17 protein-coding genes are annotated in these 15,392 nt (G+C 57.8%); 11 read left to right on the top strand and 6 right to left on the bottom strand.

Features of this window, described 5'->3' with window-relative positions:
* The first annotated feature begins 11 nt into the window (after positions 1-11).
* From gshB to ACXJGX_RS15065, 3 genes are all read left to right on the top strand, one after another.
* Positions 12-956 (top strand): glutathione synthase, encoded by a 945-nt coding sequence (gshB, locus tag ACXJGX_RS15075; RefSeq protein ID WP_474783139.1) that lies wholly within the window; start codon positions 12-14, stop codon positions 954-956.
* Positions 957-1,125: 169 nt separating this feature from the next.
* The gene (locus tag ACXJGX_RS15070; protein WP_474783137.1) at positions 1,126-1,626 is read left to right on the top strand and encodes an alpha/beta hydrolase fold domain-containing protein; all 501 of its coding nucleotides are present in this window, start codon (positions 1,126-1,128) and stop codon (positions 1,624-1,626) included.
* Positions 1,623-1,844, top strand: coding sequence for an alpha/beta hydrolase (locus tag ACXJGX_RS15065; protein WP_474783135.1), 222 nt, complete (start codon positions 1,623-1,625; stop codon positions 1,842-1,844). Before ACXJGX_RS15070 ends, ACXJGX_RS15065 begins: the two co-directional genes overlap by 4 nt.
* On the opposite strand, the gene ACXJGX_RS15060 is transcribed toward ACXJGX_RS15065, so the two are convergent.
* The 4 genes from ACXJGX_RS15060 to cobU all read right to left on the bottom strand — a co-directional run bounded on the left by ACXJGX_RS15060 (position 1,814) and on the right by cobU (position 5,245).
* Positions 1,814-3,328, bottom strand: coding sequence for a YifB family Mg chelatase-like AAA ATPase (locus tag ACXJGX_RS15060; RefSeq protein ID WP_474783133.1), 1,515 nt, complete (start codon positions 3,326-3,328; stop codon positions 1,814-1,816). The genes ACXJGX_RS15065 and ACXJGX_RS15060 overlap by 31 nt on opposite strands.
* Positions 3,329-3,378: 50 nt before the next feature.
* Positions 3,379-4,068, bottom strand: coding sequence for a glutathione S-transferase (locus ACXJGX_RS15055; RefSeq protein ID WP_474783131.1), 690 nt, complete (start codon positions 4,066-4,068; stop codon positions 3,379-3,381).
* An 80-nt stretch (positions 4,069-4,148) separates the two neighbouring features.
* The gene (locus tag ACXJGX_RS15050) at positions 4,149-4,727 is read right to left on the bottom strand and encodes a histidine phosphatase family protein (protein ID WP_474783129.1); all 579 of its coding nucleotides are present in this window, start codon (positions 4,725-4,727) and stop codon (positions 4,149-4,151) included.
* Positions 4,724-5,245, bottom strand: a complete 522-nt coding sequence (cobU, locus tag ACXJGX_RS15045; RefSeq protein ID WP_474783127.1) for a bifunctional adenosylcobinamide kinase/adenosylcobinamide-phosphate guanylyltransferase — start codon at positions 5,243-5,245, stop codon at positions 4,724-4,726. Before cobU ends, ACXJGX_RS15050 begins: the two co-directional genes overlap by 4 nt.
* A 98-nt stretch (positions 5,246-5,343) precedes the next feature.
* On the opposite strand from cobU, the gene ACXJGX_RS15040 reads away from it, so the two are divergent.
* From ACXJGX_RS15040 to ACXJGX_RS15010, 7 genes are all read left to right on the top strand, one after another.
* Positions 5,344-6,222: an RNA polymerase factor sigma-32 gene (locus ACXJGX_RS15040; protein ID WP_474783125.1), complete on the top strand. Its 879-nt coding sequence runs from the start codon at positions 5,344-5,346 to the stop codon at positions 6,220-6,222.
* 66 nt (positions 6,223-6,288) lie between these two features.
* Positions 6,289-7,482 carry a bifunctional phosphopantothenoylcysteine decarboxylase/phosphopantothenate--cysteine ligase CoaBC gene (coaBC, locus tag ACXJGX_RS15035; protein ID WP_474783123.1) on the top strand — a complete coding sequence of 398 codons (1,194 nt, stop codon included), beginning with the start codon at positions 6,289-6,291 and terminating at the stop codon, positions 7,480-7,482.
* Positions 7,479-7,934, top strand: coding sequence for a dUTP diphosphatase (dut, locus tag ACXJGX_RS15030; protein ID WP_474783121.1), 456 nt, complete (start codon positions 7,479-7,481; stop codon positions 7,932-7,934). The genes coaBC and dut overlap by 4 nt, the downstream gene beginning before the upstream one ends.
* A complete protein-coding gene (locus ACXJGX_RS15025) occupies positions 7,931-8,995 on the top strand; it encodes a HesA/MoeB/ThiF family protein (protein WP_474783119.1) in 1,065 nt (354 codons plus the stop codon). Before dut ends, ACXJGX_RS15025 begins: the two co-directional genes overlap by 4 nt.
* Before the next feature lie 60 nt (positions 8,996-9,055).
* Positions 9,056-9,811: a transporter substrate-binding domain-containing protein gene (locus ACXJGX_RS15020; protein WP_474783264.1), complete on the top strand. Its 756-nt coding sequence runs from the start codon at positions 9,056-9,058 to the stop codon at positions 9,809-9,811.
* Between the two features lie 45 nt (positions 9,812-9,856).
* On the top strand, positions 9,857-10,642 hold the full coding sequence (locus ACXJGX_RS15015; protein WP_474783117.1) for an amino acid ABC transporter permease: 786 nt from the start codon (positions 9,857-9,859) through the stop codon (positions 10,640-10,642).
* A 92-nt stretch (positions 10,643-10,734) separates the two neighbouring features.
* The gene (locus ACXJGX_RS15010) at positions 10,735-12,756 is read left to right on the top strand and encodes a M3 family metallopeptidase (protein WP_474783115.1); all 2,022 of its coding nucleotides are present in this window, start codon (positions 10,735-10,737) and stop codon (positions 12,754-12,756) included.
* A 17-nt stretch (positions 12,757-12,773) separates the two neighbouring features.
* Here the strand turns inward: ACXJGX_RS15010 and ACXJGX_RS15005 are convergent, their stop codons facing one another.
* The gene (locus ACXJGX_RS15005) at positions 12,774-13,682 is read right to left on the bottom strand and encodes a cation diffusion facilitator family transporter (RefSeq protein ID WP_474783113.1); all 909 of its coding nucleotides are present in this window, start codon (positions 13,680-13,682) and stop codon (positions 12,774-12,776) included.
* A 42-nt stretch (positions 13,683-13,724) separates the two neighbouring features.
* Complete coding sequence (locus ACXJGX_RS15000; protein WP_474783111.1) at positions 13,725-14,255, bottom strand: SH3 domain-containing protein; 531 nt, start codon at positions 14,253-14,255, stop codon at positions 13,725-13,727.
* A 106-nt stretch (positions 14,256-14,361) separates the two neighbouring features.
* Between ACXJGX_RS15000 and ACXJGX_RS14995 the strand changes: the two genes are divergently transcribed.
* Positions 14,362-15,348 (top strand): 2-hydroxyacid dehydrogenase, encoded by a 987-nt coding sequence (locus ACXJGX_RS14995; protein WP_474783109.1) that lies wholly within the window; start codon positions 14,362-14,364, stop codon positions 15,346-15,348.
* The last annotated feature ends 44 nt before the right edge of the window (positions 15,349-15,392 follow it).

Here is a 15,392-nt window from a genome sequence, read left to right as displayed (position 1 = left end):
TGAGGTTGCCCATGTCGCTGAAAATCGCCATCCAAATGGACCCGATCGGCCCGATTAATATCGACGCCGACAGCACATTTCGTATCGCAGAAGAAGCGCAGGCGCGTGGACATACGCTGTTTTATTACACGCCTGACAAATTGGCGTTTGATCAGGGTCGGGTGACAGCCCGTGGGTGGCCGTTGACGGTGCAGCGGGTGAAAGGTGATCACTTTACGCTTGGCGACGAACAGACTGTTGATTTGGGCACATATGACGTGGTTTGGCTGCGCCAAGATCCGCCGTTTGACATGGGCTATATCACCACGACCCACATTCTGGACATGATCCACCCAAAAACACTGGTCGTGAACGACCCGTTCTGGGTGCGCAACTATCCAGAAAAATTGCTGGTTCTGAATTTCCCGGACCTGACACCGCCGACGATGATCGCCCGCGACCTTGAGACCCTGCGCGGCTTTCGTCAACAACACGGCGATGTCATTTTGAAACCGCTGTACGGGAACGGTGGCGCGGGCGTTTTCAAGTTGTCGCATGCGGACGCCAATTTGGCCTCGTTGCACGAGTTGTTCAGCGGTATTAATCGTGAACCGCTGATTATGCAGAAATACCTTCCTGCGGTGTCCAAGGGGGATAAACGCGTGATTTTGGTGGATGGTGAGCCCGTCGGCGCAATCAACCGCGTTCCCGCCGCTGGTGAAACACGGTCCAATATGCACGTGGGTGGTCGCCCTGAAAAAGTGGCGCTTACGGATCGTGACCGCGAAATTTGTGCCGCCATTGGTCCGCTGTTGCGGGAAAAGGGCCAAGTGTTCGTGGGCATCGACGTGATTGGTGACTGGCTGACTGAAATCAACGTGACCTCGCCCACCGGTATCCAAGAATTGGAGCGTTTCGATGGCGTCAACATCGCCGCAAAAATCTGGGAAGCGATCGAGCGCCGCCGCGCAGCCTAGTTTGCGATTGCGGACATTGAATTTCGGTTTGCGCCATGCGGTGCGACCGTTTCTAGGCCTGTCAAATTCGCCTGAACGTGCGGCGCGAACCTTTGATAGGTTTGCGCCGCTCATTTTTTCGGGTCCGCCCTACATTTGTCACCTGACCGAAATTGCAAATGCGGTCCCATTGCACTGGATCAGCGTCGGGCCAGTCCAGCCTCGTCGTGTCATCTTGTATCTGCATGGCGGCGCGTATTTTGCAGGAAGCGGCACCGCCTACAGTGGCCTTTTGGGGCGCATTTCCAGCCTGACGGGACTGCGGGTCTGTGCGCCAGACTACCGCCTTTTGCAGCAGGACCCGTTTCCAGCTGCCTTGGATGATGCGGTTGCTGCATGGGATGCGCTGCTGCAAAAAGGGTACCGCCCTCGGGATATCGTCTTGGGGGGCGACAGCGCGGGCGGCGGGTTGATGTTGTCTTTGCTGTCGTATCTGACGCTGCGCGATCAGCGTCCGCGTGCCGCGTTCGCACTGTCGCCGTGGACGGATTTGACCTTGGCGGGTGAATCGTTGACGACCGCAACCGAGGTCTTGTTGCCCGTAAGACGTATGTCCGAAGTCGTTGACCGGTATTTAGGTGCTGCGGACCGCGCCGACCCGCGCGCGTACCGCTATTTGCGACCTTCGTGAACCCGCCGCCTGTGCTGATTCAGGTGGGCAGCGGCGAGGCCTTGCGCGATGATGCCGTGCGCATGGCGCAGGTGCTTGGGCCGCAGGCTGACCTGCGGGTATGGGCGGACGTGCCGCACGTCTGGCACATGTTTGATGGCTACATCCCCGAAGCCCGTGCTGCCCTGCGCGAGGTCGCTGAATTCATTCAGATGTCTTTTGCCATGGATAGTCGATAGCTGACCGCTTCGGCCACGTGGGGGCGGCGAACCTTGTCGGACCCATCAAGGTCTGCAATCGTCCGCGCCACCCGCAGCACCCGATGGTATCCGCGAGCTGACAGACCGAACCGTTCCGCGACTTTGATTAACAGGGCGCGACCTTCGGGGTCGGGTGTTGCGATTTCCTCTAACAGATGTCCTTCGGCGTCGGCGTTCACCCGGGCGCGTTCATGCCCGGCAAACCGCGCGGTCTGGATGTCGCGTGCCGCCGCCACCCGTGCCGCGACAACTGCCGAACTTTCGCTGGCATCCGGCAGGTCGAGGTCGGTGAAGGCCACGGGCGGCACTTCGACGCGCAAATCAAAACGGTCCATCAATGGCCCCGATATCCGCCCCATGTAATCTTCACCACATTGCGGCACGCGGGCACAGGCGCGTGCCGGGTCCGCAAGGTAGCCGCATTTGCAGGGGTTCGCCGCCGCAACCAGCATAAAGCGGCATGGGTATCGCACGTGCGCGTTGGCGCGCGCGACGACGACTTCGCCGGTTTCAATCGGTTGGCGCAGTGTTTCCAGGACGGTGCGTGTGAATTCGGGAAATTCATCCATGAACAATACGCCGTTATGGGCAAGGCTGATTTCGCCGGGTTTGGCGGTGCGACCGCCACCCACAATGGCCGCCATGGACGCTGTGTGGTGGGGTTCGCGAAAGGGGCGTTCACGGTTGATCCCCCCCTCGTCAAGCAGACCCGATAACGAATGGATCATCGAGGTTTCAAGAGCTTCTGCCGGAGATAGCGGCGGCAGAATTCCCGGAATGCGGGCCGCAAGCATGGACTTCCCCGACCCCGGCGACCCGATCATGATCAGGTGGTGCCGTCCGGCGGCCGCGATTTCAAGCGCGCGCTTTGCGCGCTCTTGGCCCTTTACCTCTGACAGGTCGCGCGATGACTTGAAATTGTGCACTTCGCCGGGCTCGGATGGGGCCAACACACATTGCCCCGTGTAGTGGCGGACCACATCGGCCAATGTCCGTGGCGCGATGACATTTGCGGCGCCGACCCATGCCGCCTCTGCGCCGCAGGCTTTGGGGCATAGTAATGTGCGATCTTCGTTCGCTGCGGTCATGGCCGCCGGAAGGGCACCCACGACCGGTACCAATGTCCCATCCAGCGACAGTTCACCAAGCGCAACCGTGCGTTCCGCATCTTCACGTGGGATGATTTCCAGCGCTGCAAGCAATGCAAGCGCGATCGGAAGGTCAAAATGTGACCCTTCTTTTGGCAGATCGGCGGGCGACAGGTTTATGGTGATCCGTTTCGAAGGGAGCGCGATGGCCATCGCGGTGAGCGCTGCGCGTACGCGTTCGCGTGCTTCTGACACTGCTTTGTCAGCAAGTCCCACGATAGAAAAAGCAGGAATTCCCGGGGTCACAGCGCACTGCACTTCGACCAGCCGGGCTTCGATGCCTTCAAATGCGACCGTATAGGCCAATGCCACCATAATCGTGCCCCCGTTTGGTTAACGGGTACGCGGTCGTAGTTTACGAATGGTTAAGATTGATCGCCAGGCCAGGGTTTGCGCGGTAAACCCAACGGATATGGCCATGGATCGTAGGATTCTGATTTTGACGCGTCCCGCCATGCAAGGAACGCAGGGTCGCTGAGATGCGTGTTCACATACGTTCGGGCTGCATGGCTCACGGGTAGGCCGTAAGCCGTAATGCGCAGTGCGACAGGTGCATACATAACATCTGCCAAAGAATAATCCCCAAAGAGCCAAGGGCCGTTTTGCCCGTGTCGGGATCGGGCCAACGCCCACAATTCCTCGATTCGTGCAAGATCGGCAAGCACCGGATCTGACGGTTGGAAGCCCTGCCAGACATGGGTGATCATATTCGGGCAGGCATCCCGCAACGCCATGAAACCGGAATGCATCTCGTGACTGATGGTGCGTGCCAGCGCCCTTGCGGCCCCGTCGCGCGGATAGAGTGCAACATCTGGGTGGCGTTCGACCAATGTTTCGGCCATCGCCATGCTGTCAGTCAGCACATAACCTTCCGGGGTTTGCATTGCGGGTACGGTGCGGGCTGGGGCCAGATGCGCCAGTTCGGTACGGTAAGTTCCGGCGTAAAGCCCGACCATATGCGTGTTATATGGCAGTCCGAATTTTTCCAGCATCAGCCAGCCGCGCAGCGACCAACTGCTGAAAGTCCGGTCGCCGATGTAAAGGTCATATGTCATGATCCGTCATCCCGTTTATTTTTCAAAAGGTGTATTGCGGGCTGCGGGTGCTGGCCAACGACAAATTTTGACACCCTCCATCACGGAATGTGATTGATCCGCCCTATTTGCCAACCATCGGGACCGCGCGTCATATCTGTGACGGACAGGTTATCAATTTTGTGACCCATCGCCTGATAGGCGGTGCTGCCGCTCGCGCGTTGTATTTGGGTCATGATGACGCCGATATGGGCAATAAGAATGATGTCTTGTCCCACGTGCTGCGCGCAAAGCGCATCGACGACCGCATTGACCCGCAAGGCGACCGTATTCCAGCTTTCACCTTCGGGTGCGGCTAAGTCGCCGGGTTCCTCCCAGAACCGGCGGCTCAGGTCGGGGTCGCGTTCTGCGACTTCGCTAAAGTGTAACCCGTCCCAAGCCCCGAAATTGAACTCTCGTAGGTCCGGATGGTCGGGCAGCCGCTGGCGGTTGCGGCCAATCGCACTGGCGGTTGCCGAGGCGCGTCGCAAGTCAGAGGCAATTACAATCGCGTGGTCCGGGAGATAAGATGCCACCCTTTCAATCAACGCCTGATCGGACAGATCGGCAGGCACATCGCGCCACCCGACAAAGTTTTTCTCGTGGGTCGGGCCGTGGCGGACCCACCAGAGCCGGGTCATGGCAGTTGTCCTTTTAAGACCAAAGGCAGCCCCGCCATCACAGCGACCACCAGGTCGGCCTTGCCCGCGATCTGCTGGTTCAACGTACCTTGCGCGTTACGAAACCGGCGTGACAGCGCGTTGTCAGGCACAATTCCTTGCCCGACTTCGTTCGACACGATCACCACGGGGGCTGCGCAATTGGCCAAAGCCGCAGTCAATGCACTGCATTCATCGGCCAAATCCAACCCGCCCAAAATAATGTTTGTCAGCCACAACGTGGCGCAATCGACCAGAACCGTCTGATCGGCGTTGACCCGCCCCAATGCGGCTGCGACGGCGATCGGTTCTTCGATTGTCTGCCAGCCAGTGCCGCGCTGGTCGCGATGGCGCGCAACTTTTTGTGCCATCTCTTCATCGTAAATCTGCGCCGTTGCAATGTAGATCGAGGATAATTTGGTATCCAAAACAAGGCCTTCTGCAAATGCAGACTTTCCCGACGCGGCCCCGCCTAGCACGAGTGTGAGTTTGGGCAACATATTTTGTGAAACCTTTTTTTGATCCGGCACGTTCCTTCCATACGTAATGAAAGAACAAAGCAAAGTTAATGCTCATGTAGCAAGCGGGGATAAAACAGATGGCGACTGTCGGACTTTCAGATCAAAGTTTTTCGCGGACGGCGATGAAAGCCGAACTGCTGGATGCGGAAACCGAACTCTCTTTGGCGTATGCGTGGCGCGACCAGCGTGATGAACAGGCATTGCACCGCCTGATCAATGCGTACATGCGGTTGGCGATTTCCATGGCGTCAAAATTCAAACGCTACGGCGCACCGATGAACGACCTGATTCAGGAAGCATCGGTGGGATTGATGAAGGCCGCGGATAAATTTGACCCAGACCGGGGCGTGCGATTTTCCACATATGCGGTGTGGTGGATTAAGGCATCGGTGCAGGACTATGTCATGCGGAACTGGTCGATGGTCCGCACGGGGTCTACATCCTCTCAAAAGTCGCTGTTTTTCAACATGAGAAGAGTGCAGGCCCGGCTGGAGCGCGAAGCGTCAGCCGAGGGGCGTACATTGGAAAAGCACGAACTGCATCAACTGATCGCCACAGAAGTTGGCGTGCCGCTACATGATGTTGAAATGATGGATGGACGTCTGTCAGGGTCGGATTATTCTTTGGATGCGACGCAATCTTCAGAGGACGAAGGCCGGTCATGGGTTGACGCGTTGGAAGATGACAGTCCGCAAGCTGCTGAAATGGTCGCAAACAGCCATGACAACGACACATTGCGGCACTGGCTATCGATGGCTTTGTCCTCTTTGAATGACCGCGAAAAATTCATCATCCGCGAACGGAAAATTCGCGAGGACCCACGGACATTGGAAAGCTTGGGAACAGAGCTGGGTCTATCCAAAGAACGCGTGCGCCAGCTTGAAGCTGCGGCGTTCGGGAAGATGCGCAAGAACCTCGAGAGCCAAAGTTCGGAGGTTCGCCAGTTTTTTGCGTAAGACGCGACATTGTCATTCCGGTATCAACTGCCCTAAGTTCAGGTGCGTCGATATCGGAGAGACACTATGCTAGCGGATAAACATATTTTGCTGATTGTGGGCGGTGGGATTGCTGCCTTTAAGGCAATTGATCTGATCCGGCGCCTGCGCGAGAAAGATGTGAAAGTCACGCCCGTTTTGACAAAAGCAGGGGCGGAATTTGTAACCCCTCTTAGCTTGTCCGCCTTGTCAGGCAATAAGGTATACACTGACCTTTTCGACCTTACCGCAGAGGCCGAGATGGGCCACATCGAGCTGTCACGCGCAGCCGATCTGGTTGTCGTGGTGCCTGCGACCGCTGATTTAATGGCCAAGATGGCGCATGGCCTGGCCAATGATTTGGCCTCCACCTTACTGTTGGCCACTGACAAACGTGTCATGATAGCCCCCGCGATGAACGTGCGCATGTGGGACCACCCAGCGACACAGCGCAACCTTGCGACATTAAAAAACGATGGTGTGATTATTGTCGGGCCTGATGAAGGTGTGATGGCCTGCGGTGAATTTGGCCCCGGTCGTTTGGCGGAAACCCCCGAAATAATCGCCGCGATCGACGCGGCCTTGTCTGATGGTCCGCTGAAAGGAAAACATATTCTTGTGACCTCTGGCCCGACCCATGAACCGATTGACCCCGTGCGATATATCGCAAACAGGTCGTCGGGTGCGCAGGGAACGGCGATCGCGCGCGCGCTTGTCGCGCTGGGCGGGGATGTCACGTTTGTGACGGGGCCGGCGGATGTCCCGCCGCCGCAGGGCGTGCGTTTGGTGCGGGTCCAGACCGCACAAGAGATGCTTGATGCTGTACGTGCTGCGCCCGCGTCGGACGCGGCGGTGTTTGCGGCCGCTGTTGCGGACTGGCGTGTCGCAAATGCGGGCAGCAGCAAGATTAAAAAAGACCAGACGGGCCTGCCAAAGCTGGAATTTGCCGAAAATCCTGACATTCTGGCGACTGTATCGCAGATGACGACGGGTCGACCAAAACTGGTGGTGGGCTTTGCGGCGGAAACAGATGATGTCACTGCGAATGCCACCGCGAAGCGTCTGCGCAAAGGGTGCGACTGGATTGTCGCTAACGATGTTTCCCCCGCCACAGGGATCATGGGCGGCACTGAAAACGCTGTCACCCTGATCACGGCGGATGGCGCCGAGGATTGGCCACGCATGTCCAAAGACGCGACAGCCCAAGCATTGGCAAAACGTATCGCAAAGGCGATTACATGACGCCGGACGTTTTGATCCAATGGGACGACGGGGCCGATGTGGCCCTCGGTTTGCCATCGTATGAAACGCAGGGCGCGGCGGGCGCTGACCTGCGCGCAAATTTGGCAGGCAAACGCGCGATCACGCTGCTGCCCGGTCGCCGCGTTCTGGTGCCGACAGGGTTGCGCATGGCAATTCCGCAAGGGTTTGAGGTTCAGATCAGGCCGCGGTCCGGGCTAGCGTTGAAACACGGGATTGGCCTGGTCAACAGCCCCGGCACAATTGACAGCGACTATCGCGGCCCGGTCGGGATCATTTTGATCAACTGGGGGCAGGATTATTTCACCATTGAACACGGAATGCGGATTGCCCAGATGGTTGTCGCGCCGGTGGTGCAGGCACGGTTCAAATCCGTGGCGGCGCTCGATCTGACAGCGCGTGACGCGGGCGGTTTCGGGTCAACCGGGCTATGATGATGGTGGGCGCCATGGCCGCGGTTATGTGGCTGATCCTTGCCGTTATGGGCGCGCCGATGCGCGTGCGCTGGACAATGTTGGCAATGCTGATCGCTGGGGTCATGGGTCTTCAGCTTGTGTTGCCTGACGGTCATCCGTTTCGTGCGGCGACTGGCAGCGATATCCGGCTTTGGCTGCTTTTGATCGCGTTTGGCGGCATCATCGCAAGCTATCGGGCGCTGCTGCGCAAGCTGCGGGAACGGATCGCCACGCAAGCGGCGGCTCCGGTCGTTGCGGCAATGTTCTCGGATACCGAGCTTGACCGCTATGCCCGCCATATCATCTTGCGTGAAATCGGTGGTCCCGGCCAGAAGGCGCTGCGGGATGCCAAGGTGCTGGTGATCGGGGCTGGGGGGCTTGGCGCGCCAGCATTGCAGTATCTGGCGGCGGCAGGCGTGGGGACCATCGGGGTCATTGATCACGATACGGTTGAAAATGCGAATTTACAGCGACAGGTGATCCATTTGGATCGCAGTATCGGCATGGCCAAAGTACAGTCGGCCGCCGAGATGATGCGTGCGCAAAACCCATTTGTCACCGTCCGCCCCTATCAGCGGCGTTTGACGCCAGAGATCGCGGATGGGTTGTTTGCCGACTACGATATCGTGTTGGACGGCACCGACAATTTTGACACCCGCTATCTTGTGAACCGCACTGCTGCGGCGCTGGGCAAGCCTTTGATCGCGGCTGCGTTGACCCAATGGGAAGGGCAAATCAGTCTTTATGACCCCGCGCAGGGAACACCGTGCTATGCGTGTGTATTTCCGGTTGCGCCTGATCCAGCGCTGGTGCCCAGTTGCGCAGAGGCGGGGGTCATTGGCCCGTTGCCAGGTGTGATTGGCGCGATGATGGCGGTTGAGACAGTGAAGGCGATCACAGGTGCGGGTGAGGGGTTGCAGGGGCGGTTGCTGATTTATGATGCACTCTATGCGCAGACCCGCATCATTAAGATAAAGCCGCGCGCAGATTGCGCAGTTTGCGCAGGCAAGGGCTTGTTCGTGCATGCCCAAGGCGCGTAATCTGACGTAAACGTATTCTCTGGAGAGATCGCTATGAAAGTTTTTGCAACATTTGCCGCAATGCTGATTGCCACATCGTCTGTTGCCGAGGGGCATCTGCCCAATCTGGAAGGCCGCGAGATTGTCGTGGTGACAGAAAACGCCTATCCGCCGTTACAGTTTCTGGACCAAGACGGGATTGCCGCCGGATGGGAATATGATGCAATGGCAGAGATCGCGGCGCGCCTGAATGCCACTGTTACCTATCAAAACATAAGCTGGGATGCGATGATCCCTGCTGTGTCAGAGGGGCAGTTTGACATGGGCATGACCGGGATCACGATCCGCGACGATCGGGCCGAAGTGATTGATTTCTCGGACAGCTATATGACCTCTGAAATGGTGATGCTGGTGCGCGGCGACGAAGACCGTTTTGCCGATGCTGCCAGCTTTGCCGCCGACCCTGGTCTGCAGATGGCTGCGCAACCCGGCACGACACCTTTTTATGTGGGTGTTTACGACGTTCTTGATGGCGACGAAGCCAACCCGCGCATCAAGTTGATGGAAACTTTCGGGGCGACTGTGCAGGCGTTGCGCACGGGCGACGTTGATCTGGTGTTGACGGATGGCACCGCTGGCAATGGCTATGTGGCTGCGTCGGATGGCGCCTTGAAGATCGTGGGCGAAAAGCTTGGCACCGAAGATTTCGGGTTCATCTTTCCAAAGGGCTCTGATCTGGTCGCCCCGATTAACGCGGCGATCGCTGATATGATGGCTGATGGCACCATTGATGACCTTAACACCCGGTGGTTTCTTGACTACAAAATGGGTGAGTAACCGCCGATACATGTGCCCCGGTTCTATCCGGGGTGCGTGGGTCTGATGGCGCGACAGGGCCAAAAACAGGATTTTCCATGGTGGCTGGTTGCAGTGATTGCGATCGGCCTTTTCCTGTTTTGGCGCGTCCTGACTGATGACACCTATCACAATGTGCTGACCACCCTGCGCAAGGGGGTTTGGGTGACAATCTATGTCACATTTATTGCCTATGTGATGGCATGTGTTCTGGGTCTGGGGCTTGCTTTGGCGGCGATGTCACGCCGGATTTTGGTGCGCCAAATTGCCCGATTTTATGTCGAGGTCATGCGTGGCGTGCCGATTATCGTGCTGCTGCTTTACGTCGCGTTTGTTTTCGCGCCCGGCATGGTTGCTGCCTGGAACTGGCTGGCGGGGCATCTGGGATTTGATCCTGTGCGTTCGCGGGATTTTTCGCTTTTGTGGCGCGCGGTAATCGCGCTTACTTTGGCCTATGCGTCGTTTCTGGCCGAAGTGTTCCGCGCCGGAATTCAGGCGGTTGATGTGGGCCAGGTCGAAGCCGCCGAGGCGTTAGGTCTGAGCCGTTGGCAGCGGTTTCGCCATATCGTCTTTCCACAGGCGTTGCGGACGATTTTGCCGCCCTTGGGCAATGACTTTGTGGCCATGCTCAAGGATTCGAGTTTGGTATCGGTTTTGGGTGTTACCGATGTCACCCAATTGGGCAAGGTGACCGCAGCAGGTAATTTCCGGTATTTCGAGACCTATAATGTTGTCGCTCTTGTTTATCTGACGATGACGATCAGTTTGTCGCTGCTGTTGCGCCGGTTTGAACACCGTATGCGCGGGCGGTGAACGCGGGTTTCGAGTATTTTATACAAAGCGAGGGCAAGTGTTCTGGCAAAACCTGAGGCGGGGGCTTAGCTATTGTGCAAAGGAGATTTGCCATGACAAACCCATTGCTTGCGATCTGGGACGCGCCGTTTGGCCTGCCGCCGTTTGATCTGATTTCGGACAGCGACTTTGAGCCTGCGGTTGATGCAGCGTTGACAGAGTCGCGCGCGAATATTGCCGCGATCGCGGAAAATTCTGCGCCCCCGACATTCGCCAATACGATTGAAGCGCTTGAGCGCGCAGATGCGACATTAAGCCGTGTATTGGGTGCGTTTTACAGTGTGGCGGGGGCGGACAGTAATCCCGCACGCGAGGAGCTGCAGCGCAAGTTTGGTCCAAAACTGAGCGCCTATGCGTCAGAGGTTTCCGAAAATAAAGCGCTGGTGGCGCGGGTCGAGGCCCTTTGGGATGTGCGCGATGATCTGGACCTTACCGCAGAGCAGCAGCGCGTGCTGATGTTGACGCAGCGTGGGTTTACGCGCGCCGGGGCGCAGTTGGCGGGGGATGATGCCGCAGCGCTGCGCAAGCTTAAGGCGCGGTTATCTGTGCTGGGGACAGAATTCACGCAGAACCTTTTGGCTGATGAACGCGCATGGATGATGAAGCTTGGTGCAGATGATCTGGTTGGTTTGCCTGATTTTGTGGTCGCTACTGCACGGGCGGCTGGCGTGGAAAAGGATGCAGGTGGGCCTGTTGTGACGCTTTCGCGGTCTCTTATCGTGCCGTTTCTACAGTTTTCTGATCGCCGCGATTTGCGGAAAAAGGCCTATGAAGCGTGGACAGCGCGTGGTGAAAATGGCGGCAAGACGGACAATCGTGCGCTTGCCGCCGAAACGCTGGCGTTGCGTGAGACGCGCGCGAAATTGTTGGGTTACGCGAGCTTTGCCGATTTCAAGCTCGAGACCGAGATGGCAGGCACCCCTGCTGCGGTCCGTGATTTGTTGATGCAAGTATGGACGCCTGCAAAGGCTGCCGCCGAAGCAGACAGTAAAGTCTTAGGGCGCATGTTGCATGCTGATGGCTGGGATGGTCCGTTGGAGCCATGGGATTGGCGGTACTATTCCGAACAGCGCCGCAAGCAGTTGCATGATCTGGATGAGGCCGAGCTGAAGCCGTATTTCCAATTGGACAAGATGATCGAGGCCGCATTTGCCTGTGCCAATCGGTTGTTTGGGCTGGAGTTCGCCCCGATTGACGGGCCGGTTTATCACCCTGATGTGCGCCTTTGGAACGTGACCCGTCGCGGCGAACACGTGGCTGTGTTTATCGGGGATTATTTTGCGCGCGCGTCCAAACGGTCTGGTGCGTGGTGTTCGGCGATGCAGTCGCAAAATCGGCTGGATTCAGAGGTTCGCCCCCACGTGATCAACGTATGCAACTTTGCCAAACCCGAGGCGGGCAAGCCTGCCTTGTTGTCGTATGACGATGCGCGCACATTATTTCATGAATTTGGCCATGCATTGCATCAGATGCTGTCAGATGTGACCTACGAAAGCATCAGTGGTACTTCGGTCGCGCGCGACTTTGTCGAATTGCCCAGCCAGCTTTACGAACACTGGCTGGAAGTCCCCGAGGTATTGGCCGAATTTGCGATCCATGCAGAAACGGGCAAGCCGATGCCGCAGGATTTGTTGGATCGCATGTTGGGTGCTGCCACCTATGACATGGGATTTCAGACTGTCGAATACGTGGCATCGGCATTGGTGGATCTGGCGTTTCACGACGGCCCGGCGCCGGTCGATCCTATGCAGAAACAGGCGGAAATTCTGGAAGGTATCGGGATGCCGCATGCAATTCGAATGCGCCATGCGACCCCGCATTTTGCGCATGTCTTTGCGGGTGACGGCTATTCCAGCGGCTATTATAGTTACATGTGGTCCGAAGTGATGGATGCGGATGCGTTTGCAGCCTTTGAGGAGGCGGGGAGCCCGTTTGATCGCGATACAGCGCGGCGTTTGGAAGACACCGTGTTGTCATCAGGGGGATCAGTGGACGCGGCAGAACTATACAAAGCGTTCCGCGGGCGATTGCCCGGTGTCGAGGCGCTGCTGAAGGGGCGGGGACTCAACACTTAGTGGGGCTTAAACCCACCTTAAGGACGCGGATCGTCGGGGTGTTTTTCCACACCAAGGGGGTCTTTGTGGATGAGAACATCGGTGTTGGGATAGGCGGCGGTGATCGCCCGGCGTAGCGCCGCGCCTATGGCATGTGCTGCGTTCAGGCTTTGCTGTCCGTCTAATTCGATATGCAGGTTCACGAACACGCGGCTGCCCGCGACGCGGGTCTTTAAGTCGTGAAAGCCGTGAACGTCAGGAAAATCTGCTGCTATCGCACTTATTCCGGCGATCATGTCCGGGTCAGCCTGCCGGTCCATCAGCGCGTCCCACGCGCCTTTGCCAATGCGTAACGCGCCGACCGCCAAAAGAAGCGCAGCACCAAGCGCGACAAGGCTGTCGATTTGTCCGATGCCAAACCTGGCTGATACCCACAAAGCGACGATCGCACCGATATTGGGGATTAAGTCGCCCAGATAATGAAGGCTGTCGGCCTTAACGACCATGCTTCCCGTTTTGGCGGCGACGTGACGCTGCCAAAGCACAAGCGCCAGCGTTACCGCGATGGAAAATACCATCACGGATATTCCCTGAAACTCGCGGTCTGGCAGGCTGACCGTATTGTCCAAAAGGCGCAGCATCGCCGAAACAGCAATCACGCCCGCCGAGATCAGGATCAATACGGACTGGGCGAGCGCGGCCAGATCTTCGGCTGATGTATGCCCGAATTGGTGGTCGTCATCCGCAGGTTTGGCGGCATACACAATGGCCGCTAGCCCGCCAAGCGACATCATCAGGTCCATCGCGCTATCGGCCAATGTGGCTGCGATCGCCAGCGATCCGGTTTGTCCCAAAGCCCAGACCTTTGCCAACACCAGCGCGAGCGCGACGGTGACGGACAACAATCCGGCAGAAAGGTTCAGGCGGGTGGTGTGCTGATGAGACATAAGCCCCTGCTAGGCCGATTTACGCGATCTCGCAACCTTGGTTTAGTCGCGCACTTCGGATTCCGAGACGCCCCAAAGGACGGATTTTGGCGCCCACCCTTTGTAACCACCTGCGGAAAGTTCGCACCACGATGGGGTGCAGTCGCCAAGACTGGCAATCACTCCGTGCTCTAGGACGGCATTTTCGGAAGCATCGTCGGACGCATGGGCGCGCAGGGGCGTGTCATCGCCGTCAATCAACACTGTGCGCACCCCTGATAGCATCGTGTAGTGCACCCAGCCGCCTTGCCCGTCCCGATCGATCACGCGCCGCCAGTGGCCGTATTCTGCAACGACTTGCAGTGGCATACTGCGGCGTTGAAAAACCCAGTCGATCCTGTGCGATAGCGATGGGCCACGGCGCACGTTTACTTCGGACGCTTTGAGCGAGACATAGCGCGGCAGCGGCAGATTGGTTTCAGGGCCGACTGCCGGCGCATCGTTGATGTCTTGTGCACTGCCCATGCCCGCACTGACACAAAGCGCCAAAATCGCTAGCCGACCCAGCTTGAACCACCGCACCGCAACACGCATAGTTTACCCTTACTGCTCAAATATGGCGCGCGGTTCTTGTGCTGCGCGTCCCTTTGGCGCAACTTGGCACGGAACGGCGCATTTGGAAACCCGGGGGAGAGATCACATGCATCGCAAACAGCTGAGTGTTGTTGTCACGCGACGGTTGCCGCAGGTTGTCGAGGCCCGGTTGCAGGAATTGTTTGATGTAACACTGCGTCCGGACGATGTTGCGATGACCCGTGAAGAGCTGGCCGACGCAATGGCGCACGCGGACGTTCTGGTGTCGACCATCACGGATCAAATCGACGCAAAATTACTGGCGCGTGCAGGCGCCAAGTTGAAACTGATCGCCAATTATGGGGCTGGCGTTGACAATATCGACGTGGCGACTGCCCGCGAACGTGGAATCCACGTGTCGAACACGCCCGGTGTCGTCACCGAAGACACGGCCGATATGGTCATGGCATTGATCTTGGGTGTGACCCGCCGTTTGGCCGAAGGTCTGCGGTTGGCGCAATCGAACGATTGGCAGGGCTGGTCTCCGACGGCAATGATGGGTGGTCGCATTCGGGGGCGGCAGCTTGGTATTCTTGGGATGGGCCGGATTGGCCAAGCGGTCGCCCGCCGCGCCAACGCGTTTGGGATGCAGGTCCATTACCACAACCGCAAGCGTCTGCGCCCTGAAGTCGAAGAAACCTTGCAAGCGACCTATTGGGAAAGCCTTGATCAGATGGTGGCGCGCATGGATGTGATTTCCATCAACTGCCCGCATACGCCATCGACCTTTCACTTGATGAACGCGCGCAGACTGAAGCTCATGAAACCGACGGCCGTGATCGTGAACACATCGCGCGGCGAGGTGATCGACGAAAATGCATTGACCCGGATGTTGCGCGCAGGCGAAATTGCTGGCGCCGGTCTGGATGTGTTTGAACGCGGGAAAGAAATCAATCCCCGGCTAAAGGAACTTCCCAATGCGATTTTGTTGCCACATATGGGGTCGGCTACCGTAGAGGGCCGGATCGAGATGGGCGAAAAGGTGATCGTGAACATCAAAACCTTTGCTGATGGTCACCGCCCGCCTGACTTGGTTGTGCCGGCGATGCTCTGAATGTATCGCCAAAGGGGACACTAGGGTCCAAGGAATAAATTGAT

This window comes from Yoonia sp. SWMV100 (assembly GCF_056108365.1).
Note: the sequence above shows the minus strand (reverse complement) of the source record. Positions and strands in the feature narration are given on the sequence as shown.

Bases quoted from the DNA above. Each gene is read 5' to 3' on its own strand.
- gshB (WP_474783139.1), top strand. From the start codon at position 12: ATGTCGCTGAAAATCGCCATCCAAATGGACCCGATCGGCCCGATTAAT.
- ACXJGX_RS15060 (WP_474783133.1), bottom strand. From the start codon at position 3,328: ATGGTGGCATTGGCCTATACGGTCGCATTTGAAGGCATCGAAGCCCGG.
- ACXJGX_RS15055 (WP_474783131.1), bottom strand. From the start codon at position 4,068: ATGACATATGACCTTTACATCGGCGACCGGACTTTCAGCAGTTGGTCG.
- ACXJGX_RS15050 (WP_474783129.1), bottom strand. From the start codon at position 4,727: ATGACCCGGCTCTGGTGGGTCCGCCACGGCCCGACCCACGAGAAAAAC.
- cobU (WP_474783127.1), bottom strand. From the start codon at position 5,245: ATGTTGCCCAAACTCACACTCGTGCTAGGCGGGGCCGCGTCGGGAAAG.
- ACXJGX_RS15040 (WP_474783125.1), top strand. From the start codon at position 5,344: ATGGCGACTGTCGGACTTTCAGATCAAAGTTTTTCGCGGACGGCGATG.
- coaBC (WP_474783123.1), top strand. From the start codon at position 6,289: ATGCTAGCGGATAAACATATTTTGCTGATTGTGGGCGGTGGGATTGCT.
- dut (WP_474783121.1), top strand. From the start codon at position 7,479: ATGACGCCGGACGTTTTGATCCAATGGGACGACGGGGCCGATGTGGCC.
- ACXJGX_RS15025 (WP_474783119.1), top strand. From the start codon at position 7,931: ATGATGATGGTGGGCGCCATGGCCGCGGTTATGTGGCTGATCCTTGCC.
- ACXJGX_RS15020 (WP_474783264.1), top strand. From the start codon at position 9,056: ATGCTGATTGCCACATCGTCTGTTGCCGAGGGGCATCTGCCCAATCTG.
- ACXJGX_RS15015 (WP_474783117.1), top strand. From the start codon at position 9,857: ATGGCGCGACAGGGCCAAAAACAGGATTTTCCATGGTGGCTGGTTGCA.
- ACXJGX_RS15010 (WP_474783115.1), top strand. From the start codon at position 10,735: ATGACAAACCCATTGCTTGCGATCTGGGACGCGCCGTTTGGCCTGCCG.
- ACXJGX_RS15005 (WP_474783113.1), bottom strand. From the start codon at position 13,682: ATGTCTCATCAGCACACCACCCGCCTGAACCTTTCTGCCGGATTGTTG.
- ACXJGX_RS15000 (WP_474783111.1), bottom strand. From the start codon at position 14,255: ATGCGTGTTGCGGTGCGGTGGTTCAAGCTGGGTCGGCTAGCGATTTTG.
- ACXJGX_RS14995 (WP_474783109.1), top strand. From the start codon at position 14,362: ATGCATCGCAAACAGCTGAGTGTTGTTGTCACGCGACGGTTGCCGCAG.